This is a genomic window from Promicromonospora sp. NPDC050249 (assembly GCF_040656015.1).
Taxonomy (GTDB): domain Bacteria; phylum Actinomycetota; class Actinomycetes; order Actinomycetales; family Cellulomonadaceae; genus Promicromonospora.
In genome coordinates this window covers 127926-145214 of sequence record NZ_JBFAKY010000009.1, presented here as the reverse complement: position 1 = coordinate 145214, position 17289 = coordinate 127926, and the positions used below count along the sequence as shown (strand labels likewise).

Genomic DNA, 17289 nt, shown 5'->3' with positions numbered 1-17289 from the left:
AGGCAGACGCTTGACGGGAATATGGCGCGTGACGCGGAGATCGACGAGATCCTGGCCGCTCGGGGCTGGAACGTCCTGCGCTTCTGGGAGCCCGAGGATTCGTCGGTCGCGGCCGACAAGGTGCAGGCGGCTGTCGGCAGGGCTGGCTGAGCGGGTAGGCAAGGCTTACGGACGTGACAGTGCGGGGAGGTTGTGGCTCATTTGGTGGTCTGCGCGCTAGGTATCGCCTAGGTACGGTGTGACTACTCCTGATGGTGGCGAGAGGACGGACTCGGTGACTTCAGAATCACGTACCGACGTCCTACGGCGATCGTGGAGTGTGGCTGCGAGCACTGCGTTCAATACGCCGATCGCAAGGACCTCGGACTTCCGTTACGAGCCGAAGAAGTGAACGTCGAGGTGGCCGCCGCAGCGATCTGCGGCACTGCCAAGGGACTGCACTCGATGGTGCAGAAGGCGTATCAGCCGCCATTCGGTCGGGTGGACCCTATGCAGGAAAAATTCGGCCCTGGGTCGCCTGACTTCGCACGCGGGAACCTTGAGAGCCCAGGTGGAGCCGCGCGGGGAAGTGGTGTCTCGGTGCAAATGCCAGCACCTGATCTTGGAGTGGCACGCAGCAGGCACGCCCCACCCCCGCTAGGCTATAAACCGCAGAATTCCAACGATCCAGCCCGCCAGAACCACATGATCAACTTCTAGTTGGTCGCTCGGCCGCCCCACGTTGTCCGGCCTCTTAACATCCTGGGGTTCGCGGACACCTATGGTCGTGAACAACCCGGAATTCCCGTCCCTATGACACGGGTGGCACGACGCCGGACACGAACCAGGATCCTGCGCAAGCTCCCTCGAAGCGTTGGCAGATCGGCTGCACGGGCCGAACAACAGGACCTACTCGGCACGGACCGAGGACGACAAACCACTGACGTTTCTCACCAAGGGCGCTGCGCGGGACGACCTTCCGGAAGCACGCCGTCCCGTGGCCGGAGCGGACCACAACCGAGCCCGCCAAGGGCGGCAAGCTCCGCCGGCGACGCGATCGACGTGCCAACGATTCTGCGGGCGGCAGCGCGCGACGGCTTGACCACGATGCCGGACGTGCGGACGCCGCCCCGCAGGTCCGTGCGGCACGGTGGGACGAGATCCGGCTGGAGGCGCAGCACCCGAGGACCGAAGAGAAGGTCACGCTGCTCCCGCCGGGCTGAGAGGGAGCTGGCCGCGAACTGACCCGTGGATGAGAGTTCTCTCATCGCCGTCTCATCGACGGCTCATCCGGACGGGTTAGATCTTCGGGATGCTCTCCTTGGTCCGCCGGGCGACCCGCGCCGCCCGCGCACGGTTTCGGCCTGCCCACGTGCCGGGCCAGGCGGTGCTGCGCGAGGCCTGCCGCCGGGTGGGGCACTCGGCTCAGGGCGCCGAGCTCGTCGGCCGGTCCGTCAACACCGTCTACCGTCTCGCGCACGATCCGGTCGTCGTCCGGATCCGGCCGTGGTCCGCCGCGTACGTCGTCGAGGACCAGATCCGCACCGCCCGGCTGCTCGTGACCGCGGGAGCACCGCTGACCCGGCCGCTCGACGTCGAACAGCCCGTCCGAGTCGGTGCCTACGTCGCCACGTTCTGGGTCGCCGCCGCGGCGCCCGGGCTCGAGTGGCAGACGACGCACCTGGGTTACGCGCTGCACGCGCTGCACGCCGTGCCCGCCCCGGAACGAGTGCCTCGGTGGGATCCGTTCAGCACCGTCCGCCGCAGGATCATGGCGGCCACCTATCTCGACGCGGCCAGCCGTGCCTGGTGCGACCAGGAGACCGATCGGCTCGAGCGCGCGTACCGGGACGTCGCGCACGCGCTCCCCACAGGGATACTCCACGGCGACGCGCACGTCGCGAACCTGTTGCGCGGCGCGGACGGTCGTCCGGTGCTGGCCGACCTCGACAGCATCGCCCTCGGCCCGCAGCTCGTGGACCTGACACCGACGGCGGTGGACAGCGTCCGGTTCTGCATGCGCAAGCGGCAGCTCGCCATGGTGGAGGCGTACGGCACGGACGTGACCCGGCACGAGGCGTGGCCAGTGCTCCGCCGGGTCCGCGAGCTCAGCACCACGACGTTCGGCCTGCTGACAGGAGTCCGCGACCCGCGCGTCGCCGCGCTGGCCCGCCATCGACTGCGCACGCTGCAGGACGACGACCATGAGGCGCGCTGGCACGGGTACGGTGCCCCGCGCTCCGTGCTCGATCGCTGAGCCTGCGCCGAACTCGAGCAGGTGACGGACTGCCTCCACGACGGGACAGAGCATCTCGACCTCTAGCTACTCCGTGTCCGGCTCCGAGACCGGAGGTCGCGGCTCTTCCGATCTGACCGCCGACACCCGGTCGGATCGGAAGAGCCGCGGCTTGCCGCCGTGATCGCGAAGAACGAACGGAGGCGGGCCCTGACCAGCACAGGACCCGCCTCCAACGCTCTACCCCAGGATCAGGGCTTGATCGTAGGAACGAAGTTGTTCAGCAGGAACTTGCCCTTCTTCCCCGGCGGCAGCTCACCCATGAACCGAGTCACCACACCGGTCCGCTCCGACTCGACCCACAGCTGGAAGTCGATCGTCTTGACCGAGGGGTCGTCCCAGTGCCCGGTCTGCGCGGCCGCGAGCACAGCCTCCGTGGCACCCTCGACCTCGACGTACGAGGCGTAGTAGCCGAGCTTGTCCAGCTCGTCCGGGTCCGGCATCTCCTGGTCCACGAAGGGCGACTGGACGAGGATCCGCCAGTGCTGGTCGGACTCGTCGGAGATGGTCTTGGGGGAGCTCCACTGGTGGCCCTTGCCGCCGTCGCCCACGATCTTCTCACCGGTCCACGGGGCCGGGACCTTGTAGCGGACGCCGTTGGTCTTGGCCTTCTGCCACTTGTCGGTCGCGCCCGGGGTGGGGTCACCGAGCTTGACCTCGGTCCCGACCGGGGGGCAGTCGGCGGCGGCCATGCAGGCCACCGACGCGGTGCCGGCGGTGGCGGTCGTCGCCGTGCCTGCCGTGAGGCCCACGACGAGGCCGGCCAGCAGAACCATCGAACCTATCTTTGCCTGTGTGTTTCGCATGACTCCTAAGACGCTCCGGCTCCCAGGATGGTTGTGCCTGTCCTGAAAGTCGTGCGACATACTGGCAGGTCGGACGCCTTTTCTGGCTGTTTCACAGGCCTCGGCGCCGATAGAGTCCCAGCATGACCGGCCCCCGCCGCTACCGTGACGTCCGCGCGGCCACGCTCACGGCGTCACCGGAGATCGTGTGGCGCGCCGTCCTCGATCAGGTCGAGGTGCTCGGGCTGCCGTCCTGGTACGTGCGCCTGATCGGCTGCCGCGACAGGCAGGCCTCGGGCCCCCGACCACTTGCGGCAGGTTCGGTGGTCCCGGGATTCAGGGTGACGACGGCGGATCCGCCCGCCGAGATCGTGCTCGACGGCGTCCACCGGTTCTCGGTCTACACGCTCACCTTCCGCGTCGTCCCGACGGATGCAGGCACGCGCCTGGAAGCACACACCGACGCGACCTTCCCAGGGCTCCTCGGCGCGATCTACCGGCTGCTGGTGATCGACTCGCGCATCCACAAGCTCGCGACCCGGAGCATCGTGACGCGCATCCGCCGCCGGGCAGAGCACTCCACGACGACCAGCTAGCCCACGCCGAGCTGCGGCGTCGGCCCGCTTCACGAAAACGGGTGGGTCGACCAGGTGGCGTGCGCAAGGATGACGGGCGTGGACCCACGAGCTGACGCCGCCGCCCTGGTCGCCGACCGCTACCCGGACGCGCGCTGGGCGCTCCTGGCCGGCAGCGTGCTCGACCCGGGGTCCCGGACGGCGGGTTCGGACCTCGACATCGTGGTGTGCGTGCCCGACGACGCTGTCGGGCATCGCGACGCCACGCGCTGGCGGGGCTGGCCGGCCGAGCTGTTCGTGAACACCGAGGCCGGGCACCGCTGGTTCGTCGCGCAGGAGACGGCACGGCGCAAGCCGACGCTGGCCCGGATGATCGCCACGGGCGTGCCGATCGTGGGGGAGGCCGACGTCCTCGCGCTGAAGGCCGAGTGCCAGGCGGTGTTGGAGGCGGGCCCGGGACCGGCGTCGGACACCGCGCTGGAGGACGCCAGGTACGGCGTGACGGACCTGCTGGACGACCTCGCGTACGCGCGGGACGGCGGCGAGGCGGACGTGGTGCGGTCGGTGCTGTGGGAGCGGGTCGGGCACCTGGCGCTCGCGGCAGCCGGGAGGTGGGACGGCGGCGGCAAGTGGCTGCTGCGCGAGCTGCGCGCCTGGGATCTCGGGTACGCCGCCCGGTGGGTGGCCGCCCGGCACGACGACCAGACGATGGTCGCCGTGGCGCACGCGACGCTCGACGCCGCGGGCGGGCCGTTGTTCGAGGGGTACCTGCGGCAGGCGCCCGTCGTCGACGAGATCTCCGCGACTTCCACCCCGCCGTCGGCGGTGGTGCGCCGCGCGGCACGCGCGATCCTGCTGGACGACGAGGGCCGGCTCGTCGTGATCAAGCGGACGGTCCGGGGGCGTGCCCCGTACTGGGTCACCCCTGGCGGAGGTGTCGAGCCCGACGACGCCTCGGTGGAGGACGCGCTGCACCGCGAGCTGTCCGAGGAGCTCGGTGCGACGGCGCGCATCGTCCGGCAGGTGTTCCTGACCTCCCAGCCCAAGGACACCGGGATCAGCGTGCAGCACTACTTCCTCGCGCGGGTCGTCTCGATGGACCTGGCGCTGCGGTCCGGTCCCGAGTTCCAGGAACCGGTACGCGGCACCTACGACGTCGAGCACGTCGACCTGCGCGACAACGCGGCGCTGGCCGGCATCGACCTGGTGCCCACCGCGCTGAAGGCCTTCATCCGGACCAACCGCGACGCGTTGCTCGCCGAGGCCTAGGTCCCTCTCCTGCACCTCCCGGGACCATGAGGGCCTCTCCGACGTCGGTCAGGAAATGGTGCGCCCGGCCGTCTCGCCGGACGGTGGTGATCAGACCCGCGGCGCGCAGCTTCGCGGCGTGCTGACTGATCGCCACCGTCGTCGTGCCCGCGGCGGAGGCGAGGTCGCGCTGGGTCCGCTGCCCCCGTGCGATCGCGGCCAGCATGGTCGCTCTGGTGGCGCCCAGCACACCCGCGAGGTCTGCGACCCGGGGCGATGGATAGCTCTCGGCAGCATCGACGTCGCGCGCCAGGGGGTAGGTCAGGACCAACGGCGCGTCCGGCTCGAGCGGGATGTGCCCGCTGACTCGGGCCGCGAAGTAGCTTGGGGCCACGACGAGACCTCTGCCGCCCAGGTTCAGCGCATCGTCGGCGCTCTGGTCCAGGGTCAGCGTCGAGGTGCGCTGGTCCCACCCCACCGTTCCGTGGAGACGCTGGAGGACCTGGCCGAGCCCGTCCGTGGCCAGCTCGGCGGTCCGGGCCCGCAGGTCGGCGGAGAGGTGGCTCTCGATCTTCGTCCACTCGTCGCCGATCAGACCGTGGGCATAGCGGTGGAGCGCGCGGAGGAAGGCGCGGCGTTCGGCGTCGCTGGTGGGCATGCGCCCGAGCCGCGTCAATGACGGGTCGGCGAAGCGGCTCAGGTGGTCCACCTCGGCTCTCAGCCGTTCCGCTGGGGCATCGAGGAACGCGGCGGCCGTGCCGGCCGCCGTCGGGGCCGGGCCCGTGACGCCCACGAGGTCGAACAGGCAGCCGGTGCGTGACGCGAAGCTGTTGATCTCCAGCTCGTCGGGCGCCGCGAGCGACCGGCGCATCCGGTCCCTCCACGCCAGCCAGCGCCGTCCGGGGTGTGGTTCGCGCAGGACCGCGATGCTCTCCCACGCCTCGGCCAGCGGCCCGATCGTCGGGACGAACCTGACCTTCGTGAGGTCGGCAGGGGTCAGGTGGAAGCTGATCATCGATCGACGTGTCCTCGGGTCCGCGCTTCGGTGGAAGAGCCCGAAACAGGAACGGTTCAGGCCCGGCCACGATTCCCCGGGCGATAAGGCCAGGCTTTCGACGCTCGACCGGCCGGGGGTTCCCGGGCGACGGTACTCGTTCAGCCGTCGACGAGAGGAAAGCACATGAAGGCTCGCACCCTGGGGGCCGTTCTGGCCGTCGTCGCGTTCGGTGCGGTGGCCATGGCCGCACCGGCCGCGGCCGACGACGCCACGGACTCGGTCCGCATCACCTCGGTCCGCATCACCGAGGCCGGCGCAGCGCCCGACAACCGGGAGTTCTGACCGGCCGTCGAGGTGGGGTGCCGGGTGGCTCCAGTCGCGCCCGGCGCCCCGTAGGTGCTCCTTCCCCCCACACCCACAGCGAAAGGCCCTGATGCAGCTCAGACCACTCGGACGCACCGGCATGACCGTGTCCTCCTATGCCCTCGGCGCGATGATGTTCGGTGCGGCCGGCAATTCGGACCATGACGAGTGCGCGCGCATCGTCCACGCAGCCCTCGATCACGGCATCAACTTCATCGATACGGCGGACATGTACTCCGGAGGCGAGTCCGAGGAGATCGTCGGCAAGGCGCTGCGTGGCAAGCGTGACGACGTCATCCTGGCCACCAAGGGACACTTCGCGCTCGAGGAGGGGCCGAACCGCAGCGGTAACTCTCGCCGCTACCTCCATCGAGCGGTGGAAGCCAGCCTTCGCCGCCTGAACACGGACTACATCGATCTCTACCAGGTCCACCGGCCCGACCGGGAGACCGACCTGGAGGAGACGCTCGGCGTGCTCACGGACCTCGTTCGCGAGGGAAAGATCCGGACGTTCGGAACCTCGACCTTTCCGGCGCACGAGATCGTCGACGCACACCGCGTCGCCGAGTCGCGCGGCCTGATGCGACCTCGTACGGAACAGCCGCCGTACAACATCCTCGCCCGAGGCGTCGAACGGGACGTCCTGACCGTCGCCCAGCGCTGGGGGATGGCGGTGCTGACCTGGAGCCCGCTCGCGTTCGGCTTCCTGACCGGGCGGTACCGCAAGGGCGGGACGGCGCTCGCGGAGGGCCGAGCGGCGCTGCGGCCCGCCTGGTTCGACCCGGCCGACCCGGTGACAGCCCGCAAGCTCGACGTCGTCGAGGAGCTCGTGCAGGTCGCCGAGGAGGCGGGCTGCTCGTTGCCGGAGCTGGCCACCGCCTTCCCGCTGGTCCATCCAGCGGTGACGTCGGTGATCATCGGGCCCCGCACACTTCCGCAGCTCGAGGCGACGGTCGCCGGGGCCGGGCTGCGGCTCGACGACGCCGTCCTTGACCGCATCGACGAGATCGTCCCGCCCGGTACCAACGTCTACGAACCGAACGGGTCCTTCGACGCCCCGCTGCTGGCTGACCCGGCGCCGCGTCGGAGGCAGCCGGCCGACCGGGCCGCGAGCTAGCTCCGGGCTCGGCCCTCACCCCGTCCAACCCAGGCCCAGCGGGCTCTGGGTGAACTTGTCGACTTCACCCAGGTTTCTCCTACAATAGCCTCACATGGACGATAGGCCGTGTATACGATCTTGCTCGGCCATCGACAACGATGCGGTAGCCCCGAGGCTGCCTCATCGATCCCCGGGACTACCCATGTCACGAGGGGATAGGTGGACTGCGGATGGACTCGCACGAGCATCTGAAGACTGTCGTCGAACTCCTGCGCCGACGTGCGCAGGAGGAGCCCGACCGGGTGGGGTACCGGTTCTTGACACCCGTCCGGGGCGCCGAGCCCGAGGACGTCGCAATGACCTACGGCGAGCTCGATGCTCGGGCACGAGCGGTCGCCGTCACACTCTCCGAGTCCGCGGACCCGGGGGACCGCGTACTCCTGATGACATCGCCGGGCCTGGACTACGTCGCCTACTTCTACGGCTGCCTGTACGCAGGCCTCGTCGCGGTGCCGGCCTACCCGCCGACAGGTACGCGCCACGCGCACCGGATCGAGTCGATCGCCGCGGACTCACGGGCGCGCATCCTCGTGACGGACGCGGACCTCCCCGACGGGACCGTCGGCGTGATGCCGGGGGTCACGGTGCTCGACGTCGGCGCGGCGCCGGTCGACGGTCGGGAGCGCGGCTGGCGCCCGCCCGCTGTCGCCCCGGACGACGTGGCGTTCCTGCAGTACACGTCGGGGTCGACGTCGGCCCCCAAGGGCGTGATGGTGACCCACGCCAACCTGCTGGCGAACTCCGAGACCGCCTGCGAGACGTTCGACATCGGCGCCGACAGCGTGTGCGTCACCTGGGTCCCGCCGTACCACGACATGGGCCTCATCGGCGGGATCGTCTTCCCGCTCTACGGCCGCATGGAGTCGGTGCTCATGGCGCCCACGTCGTTCATCAGGGACCCCGCGGTGTGGCTCCAGGCCATCTCCCGGTACCGGGCCACGCACGGCTCAGGGCCCAGCTTCGCCTACGACCTGTGCGTGCACCGGGTCTCCGACGAGGTCCGCGGCCAGCTCGACCTGTCGTCCTGGACCCACGCGCTCAACGGCGCCGAGCCGGTCCGCGCCGACGTGCTCGACCGGTTCGCCGAGACCTTCGCGAGCGCGGGGTTCCGCAAGGAGTCGTTCCAGCCGTGCTACGGCCTCGCTGAGGGCACGCTCGTCGTCTCCGGCGCCCGGCCGGGCGGCGAGCCGGTGATCCGGGAGGTCTCCGAGCCCGGTCTGGGCGAGGGGTGGATGCGCCCGCGGTCGGGCGACGAGGCGAGCCTCCGGCTCGTCAGCAGCGGCCAGGTCGGACCCGGCGTCGAGGTGGTCGTGGTCGACGAGGCCACCCGGCTGCCGGTCGCCGACGGCGGCGTCGGGCAGGTCTGGGTGCGCGGCGCGGCGGTCGCAGCTGGGTACTTCGACGACGCCGAGCGGACGGCGCGGACGTTCGCCAACCACCTCGCCACCGGCGAGGGGCCGTACCTGGACACGGGCGACCTCGGCGCGCTGATCGACGGCGAGCTGTTCGTCACCGGCCGTGCCAGCGACCTGATGATCTTCACCGGCCGCAACGTCTACCCGCAGGACGTGGAGGCGACGAGCACGGACAGCCACCCGGCCCTCGCGGCGCTGCGTTCCGCCGCGTTCTCGGTCGAGCACGACGGGCGCGAGGTCCTCGTCGTCGTCCAGGAGGTGCCACCCGGACCGCAGAAGGACCCTGCCGCCCGGCAGGAGATTGCCACGACGGTGCGCCGGGCCGTGCTGCGCGAGCACCAGCTCCCGGTCCACGAGCTGGTCCTGGTGCCCCGCCGGAGCCTTCCGGTCACCTCCAGCGGCAAGATCCGCCGGCGCGACACCAAGGCGGCGTACCTGGCCGGCGAGCTGGGCGCTCCCGAGCCGACCACCTCGGAGGACCGCACCCCCGCCGCTGCCGAGAGCCCGACCGGCACGCCCGTCGCAGCGCCCGAGGAAGCGCTCCCACCGACGCTCCCGCGGACCGCCGACGAGATCGAGGACCGGATGTGCCTTCTGGTCGCCCGGCACAGCGGGCTCGAGCTCGCCCGGGTCGACGCCGGGGCAGACCTCGCCGACCTCGGCCTGGACAGCGTGGGGGCGGTATCGATCGCCGGAGACCTGTCGGACTGGCTCGGGACCGAGGTCCCGGCCACGTTCGCGTGGGAGCACGGCTCGATCCGCGCCGTGGCCGCCGCACTGGCCGGAGAGTCCCCGCTCCCGGCCCGAGCCACCGCCGCCTCAGCCCCGGCCACGACCGCGCCCGCCGAGACCCCAGTCCTCGGACGCGCGCCGGTATCCGCCGGGACGGTCGACCCACGCACCGAGCCCATCGCGGTCGTCGGCATCGGCTGCCGCTTTCCCGGCGGCGTGCAGGGACCCGAGGCGTTCTGGGACCTGCTCGTCCAGGGGCGGTCCGGCGTCGTCGACGTGCCGGAGGACCGGTGGGACCTCGCCTCCGTCTACGACGCCGACCCGGGCGCGCCCGGCCGCACCTACTCCCGGCACCTCGGCGCCCTGGAGGGGGTGCGCCGGTTCGACGCCGGCCTCTTCGGCATCCCCGACGCCGAGGCGGTCAAGATCGATCCGCAGCACCGCCTGCTGCTCGAGACGGCCTGGGAGTCGCTCGAGGACGCCGGCATCGCACCCGACTCCCTCCGGGGCAGCCGGACCGGCGTGTTCGTCGGCATGAGCGGGTCCGACTACGAGCGGCTGACCCTGCGCTCGGGCGACCCCTCGCAGATCGACGCCTACACGGCGACGGGCAGCGCCGGGAACTTCGGCGCCAACCGGATCTCGTACACCCTCGGGCTCACCGGGCCCAGCCTCGTCGTCGACACGGCCTGCTCGTCGTCGCTCGTCGCCGTGCACCTCGCGGTGCAGAGCCTGCGGTCCGGCGAGGTCGACGCGGCCCTGGTGGGCGGGGTCAACCTCGTGCTCACCCCCGACTCGACGGTCGCGCTCTCCCAGGGACGGATGCTCTCCCCGGACGGGGCCTGCAAGACGTTCGACGCCTCCGCCGACGGGTACGTCCGGGGCGACGGGTGCGGCGTCGTCGTGCTGCGCCGCCTGTCCGACGTCGGCCCCGGCGACCGGATCGTGGGCGTGATCCGCGGCTCCGCCGTGAACCAGGACGGCCGGAGCAACGGGCTCACGGCACCGAGCGGCAACGCCCAGCAGGCGGTGGTCCGGGCTGCGCTGGACGCCGCGCGGGTCGCGCCGGAGGAGGTCGGGTACGTCGAGGCGCACGGGACCGGGACGCCGCTCGGCGACCCGATCGAGGTCCGGGCGCTCGCAGCGGCCCTCGGCACCGCCGCCCGCCCGCGGCCCCTGCCCATCGGCTCGGTCAAGACCAACATCGGGCACCTGGAGGCCGCAGCGGGTATCGCGGGCCTGCTCAAGGTGCTGCTCGCCGTCGAACGCGGGACGATCCCCCGGCACCTCAACGTCACGACGCCCAGCCCGCGCATCGCATGGGACGAGCTCGGCGTGACGGTGCCGGGGAACAACGTCCGCTGGGCCGACCCGGTCCGCGTGGCGGGCGTCTCGTCGTTCGGCTTCGGCGGGACGAACGCGCACGTCGTGGTCCAGAGCCCGCCGGTACGGGCCGCGGTGGACGCCCCGGTCGCCGAACCGGAGCCCGTGGTGGTCAAGCTCAGCGGGGCCGACGAGGCCGCCGTGCGCGCGACCGCCGTCCGGCTCGCCGAGCGGGTCTCGGCGTCCCTCACCGACGGGGCGTCCGACGCCGACCGGCTGCGCGGCTTCGCGTGGGCCGCGGGGGCAGGGCGCGCGGACCTGGCCGTCCGGTCGGCCGTCGTCGCGGAGTCGGGCCCCGAGCTGATCAGCGGGCTGCTCCGCGTCGCGGTGGGCGACGGCGACCTCGGCCGCGTCGTGGGCACGCCGCCGCGCGTCGCGTTCCTCGCCCCGGGGCACGGCCTGCCCGTCGCGGGATGCCTCGCCGGCATCTACGGGCGCGTCCCTGCGGTCACCGACGTGATCGACGCCCTCGGCGGGCCGGACGAGCTACCACTTTCCGTGCTCGTGACGAACGACCGGTCCGCTCTGGACGCCCTCGCCTCCACCCGTGTCACCCAGCCGGCCCTGTACGCGGCCGCCGTCGCACTGGGCACCTGGTGGCGCTCGGTCGGCGTGGAGCCCTCGATGGTGCTGGGACACAGCGTCGGCGCGTACGCGGCGGCGGCGCTCGCGGGCGTGTTCTCGCCTGCGGACGGCTACCGGCTCGTCACCGAGCGCGGCCGCCTCATGGCCGACGACGCGCCCGATGGCGCCATGGTGCTGCTGCGCTGCCGCCCGGAGGACCTCGCGGAGCTGCCGCCGCTGGTCTCCGGCGCCGTGGAGGTGGCGGTGCTCAACGGCCCGCAGGACACCGTCGTCTCGGGAGACCCCGACGGCATCACCGAGGTGCTGGACACCATGGCGCGCCGCGGCGTGCGGGGCGTCCGGCTCGGGGTGAACCGCGCGTTCCACTCGCACCACATGGACCCGGTGCTCGACGGCCTCCGGGCGGCCTTCGATCGCGTGCGGCTCCAGCCGCCCGTCGTCCCGCTGGTCTCCGACGCGACCGGCGGGCTCGCCGGTCCCGAGGTGGCCACCAGCGACTACTGGGTCCGGCACACGCGCGAGCCCGTGCGGTTCGGCCCGGCGCTCGACGCCGTCCGCGCCGCGGGTGCCCGAACGGTCCTCGAGCTCGGCCCGGGCGGCCTGCTCCCGCTCCTCGAGCGGAACGCGGCCGACGGGCGGGCCCTGCGCGGGCTGGCGTCGGTCTCGACGGCGCGGCCGGAGTGGGCGCTGCGCGGGGCGCTCGCGCAGTACTGGCGGGACGGCGGCCACGTGGACTGGACCGCGGTGACCCCGCGTCCTGCGCACGTGCCGCAGCTTCCGACCTACCCCTTCCAGGGCCGGACCTACTGGCTGTCCGAGGCGTCGGCGCCGGCCGGCGCACGGGTCGCCGTCGCACCGGCCGGCCCGCCGGCCGCCGCCGTCGTCGGCACGGGCCGGCCGGCGAGCGCGAGCCTGCCGGAGCCCGCCAACTCGTTCGACACCGGGTCCTGGTCGCCCGCTGGCACGGCCACGCACCCGATGGTCACGCTCGCGGAGGCGACCGACCCCGCGCTGTTGTTGTCGACGGCGGGACAGCCGACGGCGGGCGAGACCCCCCTCACGAGCCCGGCCGAGGTGCTCGAGCTCCTCCGGGAGCGGCTCGCCCCGGCCCTCGGTCTGGACCGGCCCGACGAGCTCGATCCCGACGCGTCCCTCTTCGACCTCGGCCTGACGTCCTTCATGGTCGTCGAGCTGCGCGGCGAGCTGGAGCGGCGGCTCGGGCGCGAGATCCCGGCCACCGTCGTCTTCGACCACCCGACCATCCGGCGGCTCGCCGCCCACCTGTCGAGCGGGCTCCCGGACGGGCCGCCCGGAGGCGGCCTCGATGCCGGTCTCGACCAAGGCCTCGACCTCGACGCGTTCGCGACCCGCCAGGTCGCCGACCGGGCGATCGGCGGTGAGCGCAGATGATCCGCTGCCGGACACGCCGTCGGCTCACCTTCGTCTACAGCGGCTACGGGTCGCAGTGGCCGGGCATGGGCCGGACGCTCCTGGCCGAGCCGGGCGTGTGGCCCACGCTGCACCGGTGCGAGGAAGCCGTGCGGGAGCTCACCGGGTGGTCGCTGCTGGAGCACCTGAGCACCGACGCGCCACCGCCCGAGGTGGGCGATGCCGTCGCAGCCCAGACGGCGATCTTCACCGTCCAGGCCTGCCTCACCGACCTCTGGCGACGCCGCGGCGTCGTCCCGGACGAGGTCGTCGGCTACTCGCTCGGGGAGGTCGCGGCGGCGCACGCCGTCGGTGCGCTGAGCACCGAGCAGGCGCTCAGGATCGTCGTCCGCCGGGCCGAGGCCGTCCAGCGGTTCGACGGCACCGGCACCATGGCGGCCGTAGGCCTCGACCTGCGCACCGTCGACCGGATCCTGGCCGCACACGGCGGAGACGTCCACGTCGCCGCCGTGAACGCGCCCTCGGTCATCGTGGTCGCCGGGAGCGACGAGGCGGTCGACGCGCTCAGCGGCGACGTCAGCGCGGCGGGCGGCTGGTGGCTCCCGCTCCGCGTCCAGCACGCGCTGCACTCGCCGCGGGCCGCTGCCATGCGCCGGCCGATCGTCGAGGCGCTCGCCGACGTCCCGGCACCGCGGGGTGACGGGCACATCGTGTCGAGCGCGGTCGGCGGGCGGGTGCCCGTCGCCGCGCTGGACGCCTCGTTCTGGGCCGACACGGTCATCCGGCCGGTCCGGTTCCGGGACGCGATCCGTACGGCGTCGGGCCGGAGGCACGACGTCCTGGTCGAGCTCGGGCCCCAGGCCACGCTGTCGATGGTGGCGGAGCAGTCGCTCGAGGGGTACGCCACGCGCGTCACCAGCCTCGTGTCGATGCGCCGCGGGACCAGCCTGAACGCCTCCCTCCTGCACGTGTCGGACCGGCTGCGCGGGCTGGGCTACGGCGTGCTCCCGGACACCCTGGGCGTCCGGGACGTCGTCCCGCCGCGTCCGCGGCGTGAGTCCCAGCTCGTCGCGCCCGTCAGCCCGACGGCGGAAGCGGCGGGATCATGAGCCTCAGCTACGCCGCGACCGTCGCGCGCGAGTACGTGCACCGCAGGGCCGTCGCCGAGGTCTTCGTCACCGACACGTCCGGCACCAGTGAGTCCGGTACCAGTGAGTCAGGTACAGACGGGACGTACCGGGTGGCGGCCCAGCTCCCGCGCGGCCACCTCATGCAGGAGGGTCCGGTCCTCGACTTCTCCCTCCTCGTCGAGACCGTCCGGCAGGCGGCCGTCAGCGTCTCCCACCGCCACCTCGGGATCCCGCTGGGCCTCGCGTTCCTCTTCCGAGACCTGGACGTGGACGTCGAGGACCTCGGCGCCCTGCGGGTCGGGGACCGGCCGGCGCACCTGGAGGTCGGCACGACCCTCGAGGCGCAGCGGACGATCGGCGGCCGGGTCACCGGTGTCCGGTTCGCCGGGCAGGTCTCGGTCGACGGCCGCCTGGCGCTCACCGGGCAGGGGTCGCTCATGGTCATGACCCCGGCGGAGTGGAAGAGCCTGCGCGCGCTCGGTCGTCGGCACACCGTGAGCGCCGCCGGTCCGCTCCTGCAGTCCGCGCAGCCGCCGTCGCCCGCACGTGCCCGGACCGTCGGCCGCCGGGACCCGCGCAACGTGGTGGTGAGCAGGCCGGTCCTGGACGGCGGGCGGCGGGCGCAGTCGTGGCTCCACGTCGACACCCGGCACCCCTACCTGTTCGACCACCCCCTCGACCACGCACCGGGCAACCTCCTGCTCGAGGCCGCGCGCCAGTCGGCCGCGGCGGCCGTCTCGCTGTCCCACGGCCTGCAACCGTCCGACCTCGTCGTCCTCGCGTGCACGGGTTCGTTCGACGCCTTCGTCGAGCTGGACCTCCCCACGCAGGTCGTCACGGAGGTCGCCGAGCTGACCACGCGTGGCGCGATCGTCGCGTGCTCCACCCGTACCTCGATCCTGCACGCAGGCAGGGTCGCAGCCCAGATCGACCTCACGATGGGAGTCACATCATGATCAGCGACCAGTTCAGTGGCCAGTTCAGTGGACAGAGGATCACCACGCTCGTGTTCGACTACGGCGGCGTGCTGACCAACCCGCTCGAGGAGACGTTCTACCTCTTCTGCAAGGCGGTGGGCATCTCGCCGCTGGAGCTGCGGGAGGCCATGGTCGCCTCCGCGCGCGAGCATCGGGCGGATCCGATGGCCGAGCTCGAGGTGGCCGCCATCACCGAGGACGACATGATCAAGCGGCTCGCCGCCTACCTGCCGGAGGGCACGCTCGACCGCCTCGAGGGCAAGCCGTTCGGCGAGTGGTGGTTCAAGGGGCGGCGCACGGAGACCGCGGTGGTAGCGGCCATCGCCGGCTTCCGCGAGCGGGGGTACACCACGGCGCTGCTGACGAACAACGTGCGGGAGTGGGAGCCGCGCTGGCGCGCGCAGGTGGACACCGACGCCCTGTTCGACGTCGTCGTCGACTCCAGCCGGGAGCGCGTGCGCAAGCCGGCCCCTGAGATCTACCGCCGCCTCCTGGAGCGTCTCGACAAGCCGGCGTCGGAGTGCCTGATGATCGACGACCTGGAGGATAACTGCGCGGCCGCCCGTGACCTCGGGTTCGGTGCCGTCCTGTGGACGAGCGCGGACGCCTCCCTGCCGGAGATCGAGGCGGTGCTCGCTGCCGGCGCCGCTCCGGCTCCGGTGGCCGAGGGCGCGTCGTGAGCTCCCCGGAGGTGGTCGTCGTCGGCGCGGGGCCTGCCGGCCTCGTCGCGGCCTGCACGCTCGCGCTGCAGGGCGTGCCCGTGCGGGTGTACGACGCGCGGCAGGGACCCGACGGCCAGCCCCGCGCCCTCGTGCTGTGGGCCGGCTGCCTCGAGGTGCTCGACCGCCTCGGCGTCGGGGACGACGTCCTGGAGCAGGGCCTGGTCCTGCAGCGGGCGCGCTACTCGTCCGTGACGCGCCCGCTGTTCACCGTCGGGTTCGGCGCCCTGGCGGGGACGCGCTTCACGCGCCCCGTCTGCCTGCCGCAGCCCGTCGTGGTCCAGCTTCTCCTGGACCGGGCGGCGACGCTGGGTGTGGACGTGCGGTGGAACCACCGGGTCACCGAGGTCAAGCTCGACGACGATCGCGCGGTGGTCCAGGTCGTCGACACGGCGGGGACGCCGACGGAGGTCACCGCCCGCTGGGTGGTCGGCGCCGACGGGTCGCGCAGCGTGGTCCGGGAGGCCGCAGGGGTGGAGATGGAAGGCCGGACGTTCACCAGGGAGTTCCTCCTGGTCGACGGCCGGGTCGTCAGCCCGGACCTGCCCGTCGACGAGGCACGCTACGACCTCGGGCCGCACGGCGTGCTCGTCGTCGTGCCGCTGCCGGACGGGACCCACCGGGTCTTCGCGGACCGCGAGATCCCGCCCGATGGCACACCCGACACGGTCTTCGACGACGCGCTGGCGGCGCTGCGGCAGCGCCAGCCGTCGGCGACGATCAGCGACGTCCGCTGGGCGAGCCGGTTCCGGGTGCACTCGCGGGTCGCCCGCGGCTTCCGGCGCGGGCCGGTCCTGCTGGCGGGCGACGCGGCGCACGGGCATTCCCCGGCGGGCGGGCAGGGGCTCAACACCGCGGTCCAGGACGGCTTCGACCTCGCCTGGCGGATCGCCGCCGTGTCCGGGGGAGCGGACCCCGCTGTGGTCGACGGGTACGAGGCCGAGCGCCGGCCGGCCGCGCAGCGCGCGGTCAAGCAGGCCGACGCGCAGACCAAGCTGTGGCTCGTGGCGAACCCGGTGCGCCGCAGGCTGCGCGACGCCCTGCTGCGGACCCTCGGCAGCAGGGCGCGGTTCCAGCAGGCGGCCGTCGGCCGGCTCGCGCAGCTCGACCTCGGGCTGCGGAACAGCCCCGCCCTGGTCGAGGGGCAGGTACCCCAGGGCACCGGCCTGCCGGCCGTGGGGCGCTGGAGCGGTCTGCCCGTGCCGCCGCGCGACGCGCTCGGCTGCGCCGTGCGGCACCGCCTGGTCGTCTCGGGCCTGACGGCGCAGCAGCGTGACGTGCTGACCAGCGAGGCGCCCTCCGGTGTGCTCGTCGTCGGCCCGCCCACAGCCGGCAGAGACGGCACGGCGGGCGCAACGGGACGGCCGTCGGTCGTCTGGGTGCGGCCGGACGGCGTCGTCGGCGGAGCGACGGACTGGGACGGGCGGGGCCAGATCCTCCGCCTGCTCGGCCGGCGACCGGCGGCGGGCCAGGAGGCGCGGCCGGTCCGGTCCGAGAGCGAGGTGGCGAAGGGCTGACGTGCCACCGGCCAGTCCGATGGCACGTCATCCCGTCGGT

General features: G+C 72.8%; 13 protein-coding genes. 11 read left to right on the top strand and 2 right to left on the bottom strand.

The genetic code is table 11. From position 1 onward, the window contains the following. Nucleotides 1–21: 21 nt before the first annotated feature. Together AB0I32_RS09905 and AB0I32_RS09900 are read left to right on the top strand one after the other, a co-directional pair. Nucleotides 22–150, top strand: coding sequence for a hypothetical protein (locus AB0I32_RS09905; RefSeq protein WP_357505327.1), 129 nt, complete (start codon nucleotides 22–24; stop codon nucleotides 148–150). Between the two features lie 1141 nt (nucleotides 151–1291). After that, on the top strand, nucleotides 1292–2236 hold the full coding sequence (locus AB0I32_RS09900; protein WP_357505325.1) for a phosphotransferase: 945 nt from the start codon (nucleotides 1292–1294) through the stop codon (nucleotides 2234–2236). A 230-nt stretch (nucleotides 2237–2466) separates the two neighbouring features. Here the strand turns inward: AB0I32_RS09900 and AB0I32_RS09895 are convergent, their stop codons facing one another. Beyond that, entirely contained in the window at nucleotides 2467–3051 is a 585-nt protein-coding gene (locus AB0I32_RS09895) for a hypothetical protein (protein ID WP_357505323.1), read from the bottom strand. A 152-nt stretch (nucleotides 3052–3203) separates the two neighbouring features. Between AB0I32_RS09895 and AB0I32_RS09890 the strand changes: the two genes are divergently transcribed. Together AB0I32_RS09890 and AB0I32_RS09885 are read left to right on the top strand one after the other, a co-directional pair. Further along, on the top strand, nucleotides 3204–3656 hold the full coding sequence (locus AB0I32_RS09890) for an SRPBCC family protein (RefSeq protein WP_357505321.1): 453 nt from the start codon (nucleotides 3204–3206) through the stop codon (nucleotides 3654–3656). Nucleotides 3657–3734: 78 nt separating this feature from the next. Then, on the top strand, nucleotides 3735–4904 hold the full coding sequence (locus tag AB0I32_RS09885; RefSeq protein WP_357505319.1) for an NUDIX domain-containing protein: 1170 nt from the start codon (nucleotides 3735–3737) through the stop codon (nucleotides 4902–4904). Here AB0I32_RS09885 and AB0I32_RS09880 read toward each other — a convergent pair. Further along, nucleotides 4864–5898 (bottom strand): DUF5937 family protein, encoded by a 1035-nt coding sequence (locus AB0I32_RS09880; RefSeq protein ID WP_357505317.1) that lies wholly within the window; start codon nucleotides 5896–5898, stop codon nucleotides 4864–4866. The two genes, AB0I32_RS09885 and AB0I32_RS09880, sit on opposite strands and share 41 nt — an antisense overlap. A 165-nt stretch (nucleotides 5899–6063) precedes the next feature. Between AB0I32_RS09880 and AB0I32_RS09875 the strand changes: the two genes are divergently transcribed. The 7 genes from AB0I32_RS09875 to AB0I32_RS09845 all read left to right on the top strand — a co-directional run bounded on the left by AB0I32_RS09875 (nucleotide 6064) and on the right by AB0I32_RS09845 (nucleotide 17249). Next, a complete protein-coding gene (locus tag AB0I32_RS09875) occupies nucleotides 6064–6222 on the top strand; it encodes a hypothetical protein (RefSeq protein ID WP_357505315.1) in 159 nt (52 codons plus the stop codon). A 121-nt stretch (nucleotides 6223–6343) separates the two neighbouring features. Further along, entirely contained in the window at nucleotides 6344–7360 is a 1017-nt protein-coding gene (locus AB0I32_RS09870; RefSeq protein ID WP_357505313.1) for an aldo/keto reductase, read from the top strand. A 212-nt stretch (nucleotides 7361–7572) separates the two neighbouring features. Then, entirely contained in the window at nucleotides 7573–12927 is a 5355-nt protein-coding gene (locus AB0I32_RS09865) for a beta-ketoacyl synthase N-terminal-like domain-containing protein (RefSeq protein ID WP_357505311.1), read from the top strand. After that, nucleotides 12924–14015, top strand: a complete 1092-nt coding sequence (locus tag AB0I32_RS09860) for an acyltransferase domain-containing protein (protein ID WP_357505309.1) — start codon at nucleotides 12924–12926, stop codon at nucleotides 14013–14015. The genes AB0I32_RS09865 and AB0I32_RS09860 overlap by 4 nt, the downstream gene beginning before the upstream one ends. Then, on the top strand, nucleotides 14012–14992 hold the full coding sequence (locus AB0I32_RS09855; RefSeq protein ID WP_357505306.1) for a ScbA/BarX family gamma-butyrolactone biosynthesis protein: 981 nt from the start codon (nucleotides 14012–14014) through the stop codon (nucleotides 14990–14992). The genes AB0I32_RS09860 and AB0I32_RS09855 overlap by 4 nt, the downstream gene beginning before the upstream one ends. After that, the gene (locus AB0I32_RS09850) at nucleotides 14989–15693 is read left to right on the top strand and encodes an HAD family phosphatase (RefSeq protein ID WP_357505304.1); all 705 of its coding nucleotides are present in this window, start codon (nucleotides 14989–14991) and stop codon (nucleotides 15691–15693) included. The genes AB0I32_RS09855 and AB0I32_RS09850 overlap by 4 nt, the downstream gene beginning before the upstream one ends. Further along, entirely contained in the window at nucleotides 15690–17249 is a 1560-nt protein-coding gene (locus tag AB0I32_RS09845) for an FAD-dependent monooxygenase (protein WP_357505302.1), read from the top strand. Before AB0I32_RS09850 ends, AB0I32_RS09845 begins: the two co-directional genes overlap by 4 nt. Nucleotides 17250–17289: the final 40 nt, after the last annotated feature.

Bases quoted from the DNA above. Each gene is read 5' to 3' on its own strand.
- AB0I32_RS09880 (WP_357505317.1), bottom strand. From the start codon at position 5,898: ATGATCAGCTTCCACCTGACCCCTGCCGACCTCACGAAGGTCAGGTTC.
- AB0I32_RS09865 (WP_357505311.1), top strand. From the start codon at position 7,573: ATGGACTCGCACGAGCATCTGAAGACTGTCGTCGAACTCCTGCGCCGA.
- AB0I32_RS09855 (WP_357505306.1), top strand. From the start codon at position 14,012: ATGAGCCTCAGCTACGCCGCGACCGTCGCGCGCGAGTACGTGCACCGC.
- AB0I32_RS09900 (WP_357505325.1), top strand. From the start codon at position 1,292: ATGCTCTCCTTGGTCCGCCGGGCGACCCGCGCCGCCCGCGCACGGTTT.
- AB0I32_RS09850 (WP_357505304.1), top strand. From the start codon at position 14,989: ATGATCAGCGACCAGTTCAGTGGCCAGTTCAGTGGACAGAGGATCACC.
- AB0I32_RS09875 (WP_357505315.1), top strand. From the start codon at position 6,064: ATGAAGGCTCGCACCCTGGGGGCCGTTCTGGCCGTCGTCGCGTTCGGT.
- AB0I32_RS09890 (WP_357505321.1), top strand. From the start codon at position 3,204: ATGACCGGCCCCCGCCGCTACCGTGACGTCCGCGCGGCCACGCTCACG.
- AB0I32_RS09905 (WP_357505327.1), top strand. From the start codon at position 22: ATGGCGCGTGACGCGGAGATCGACGAGATCCTGGCCGCTCGGGGCTGG.
- AB0I32_RS09870 (WP_357505313.1), top strand. From the start codon at position 6,344: ATGACCGTGTCCTCCTATGCCCTCGGCGCGATGATGTTCGGTGCGGCC.
- AB0I32_RS09860 (WP_357505309.1), top strand. From the start codon at position 12,924: ATGATCCGCTGCCGGACACGCCGTCGGCTCACCTTCGTCTACAGCGGC.
- AB0I32_RS09895 (WP_357505323.1), bottom strand. From the start codon at position 3,051: ATGGTTCTGCTGGCCGGCCTCGTCGTGGGCCTCACGGCAGGCACGGCG.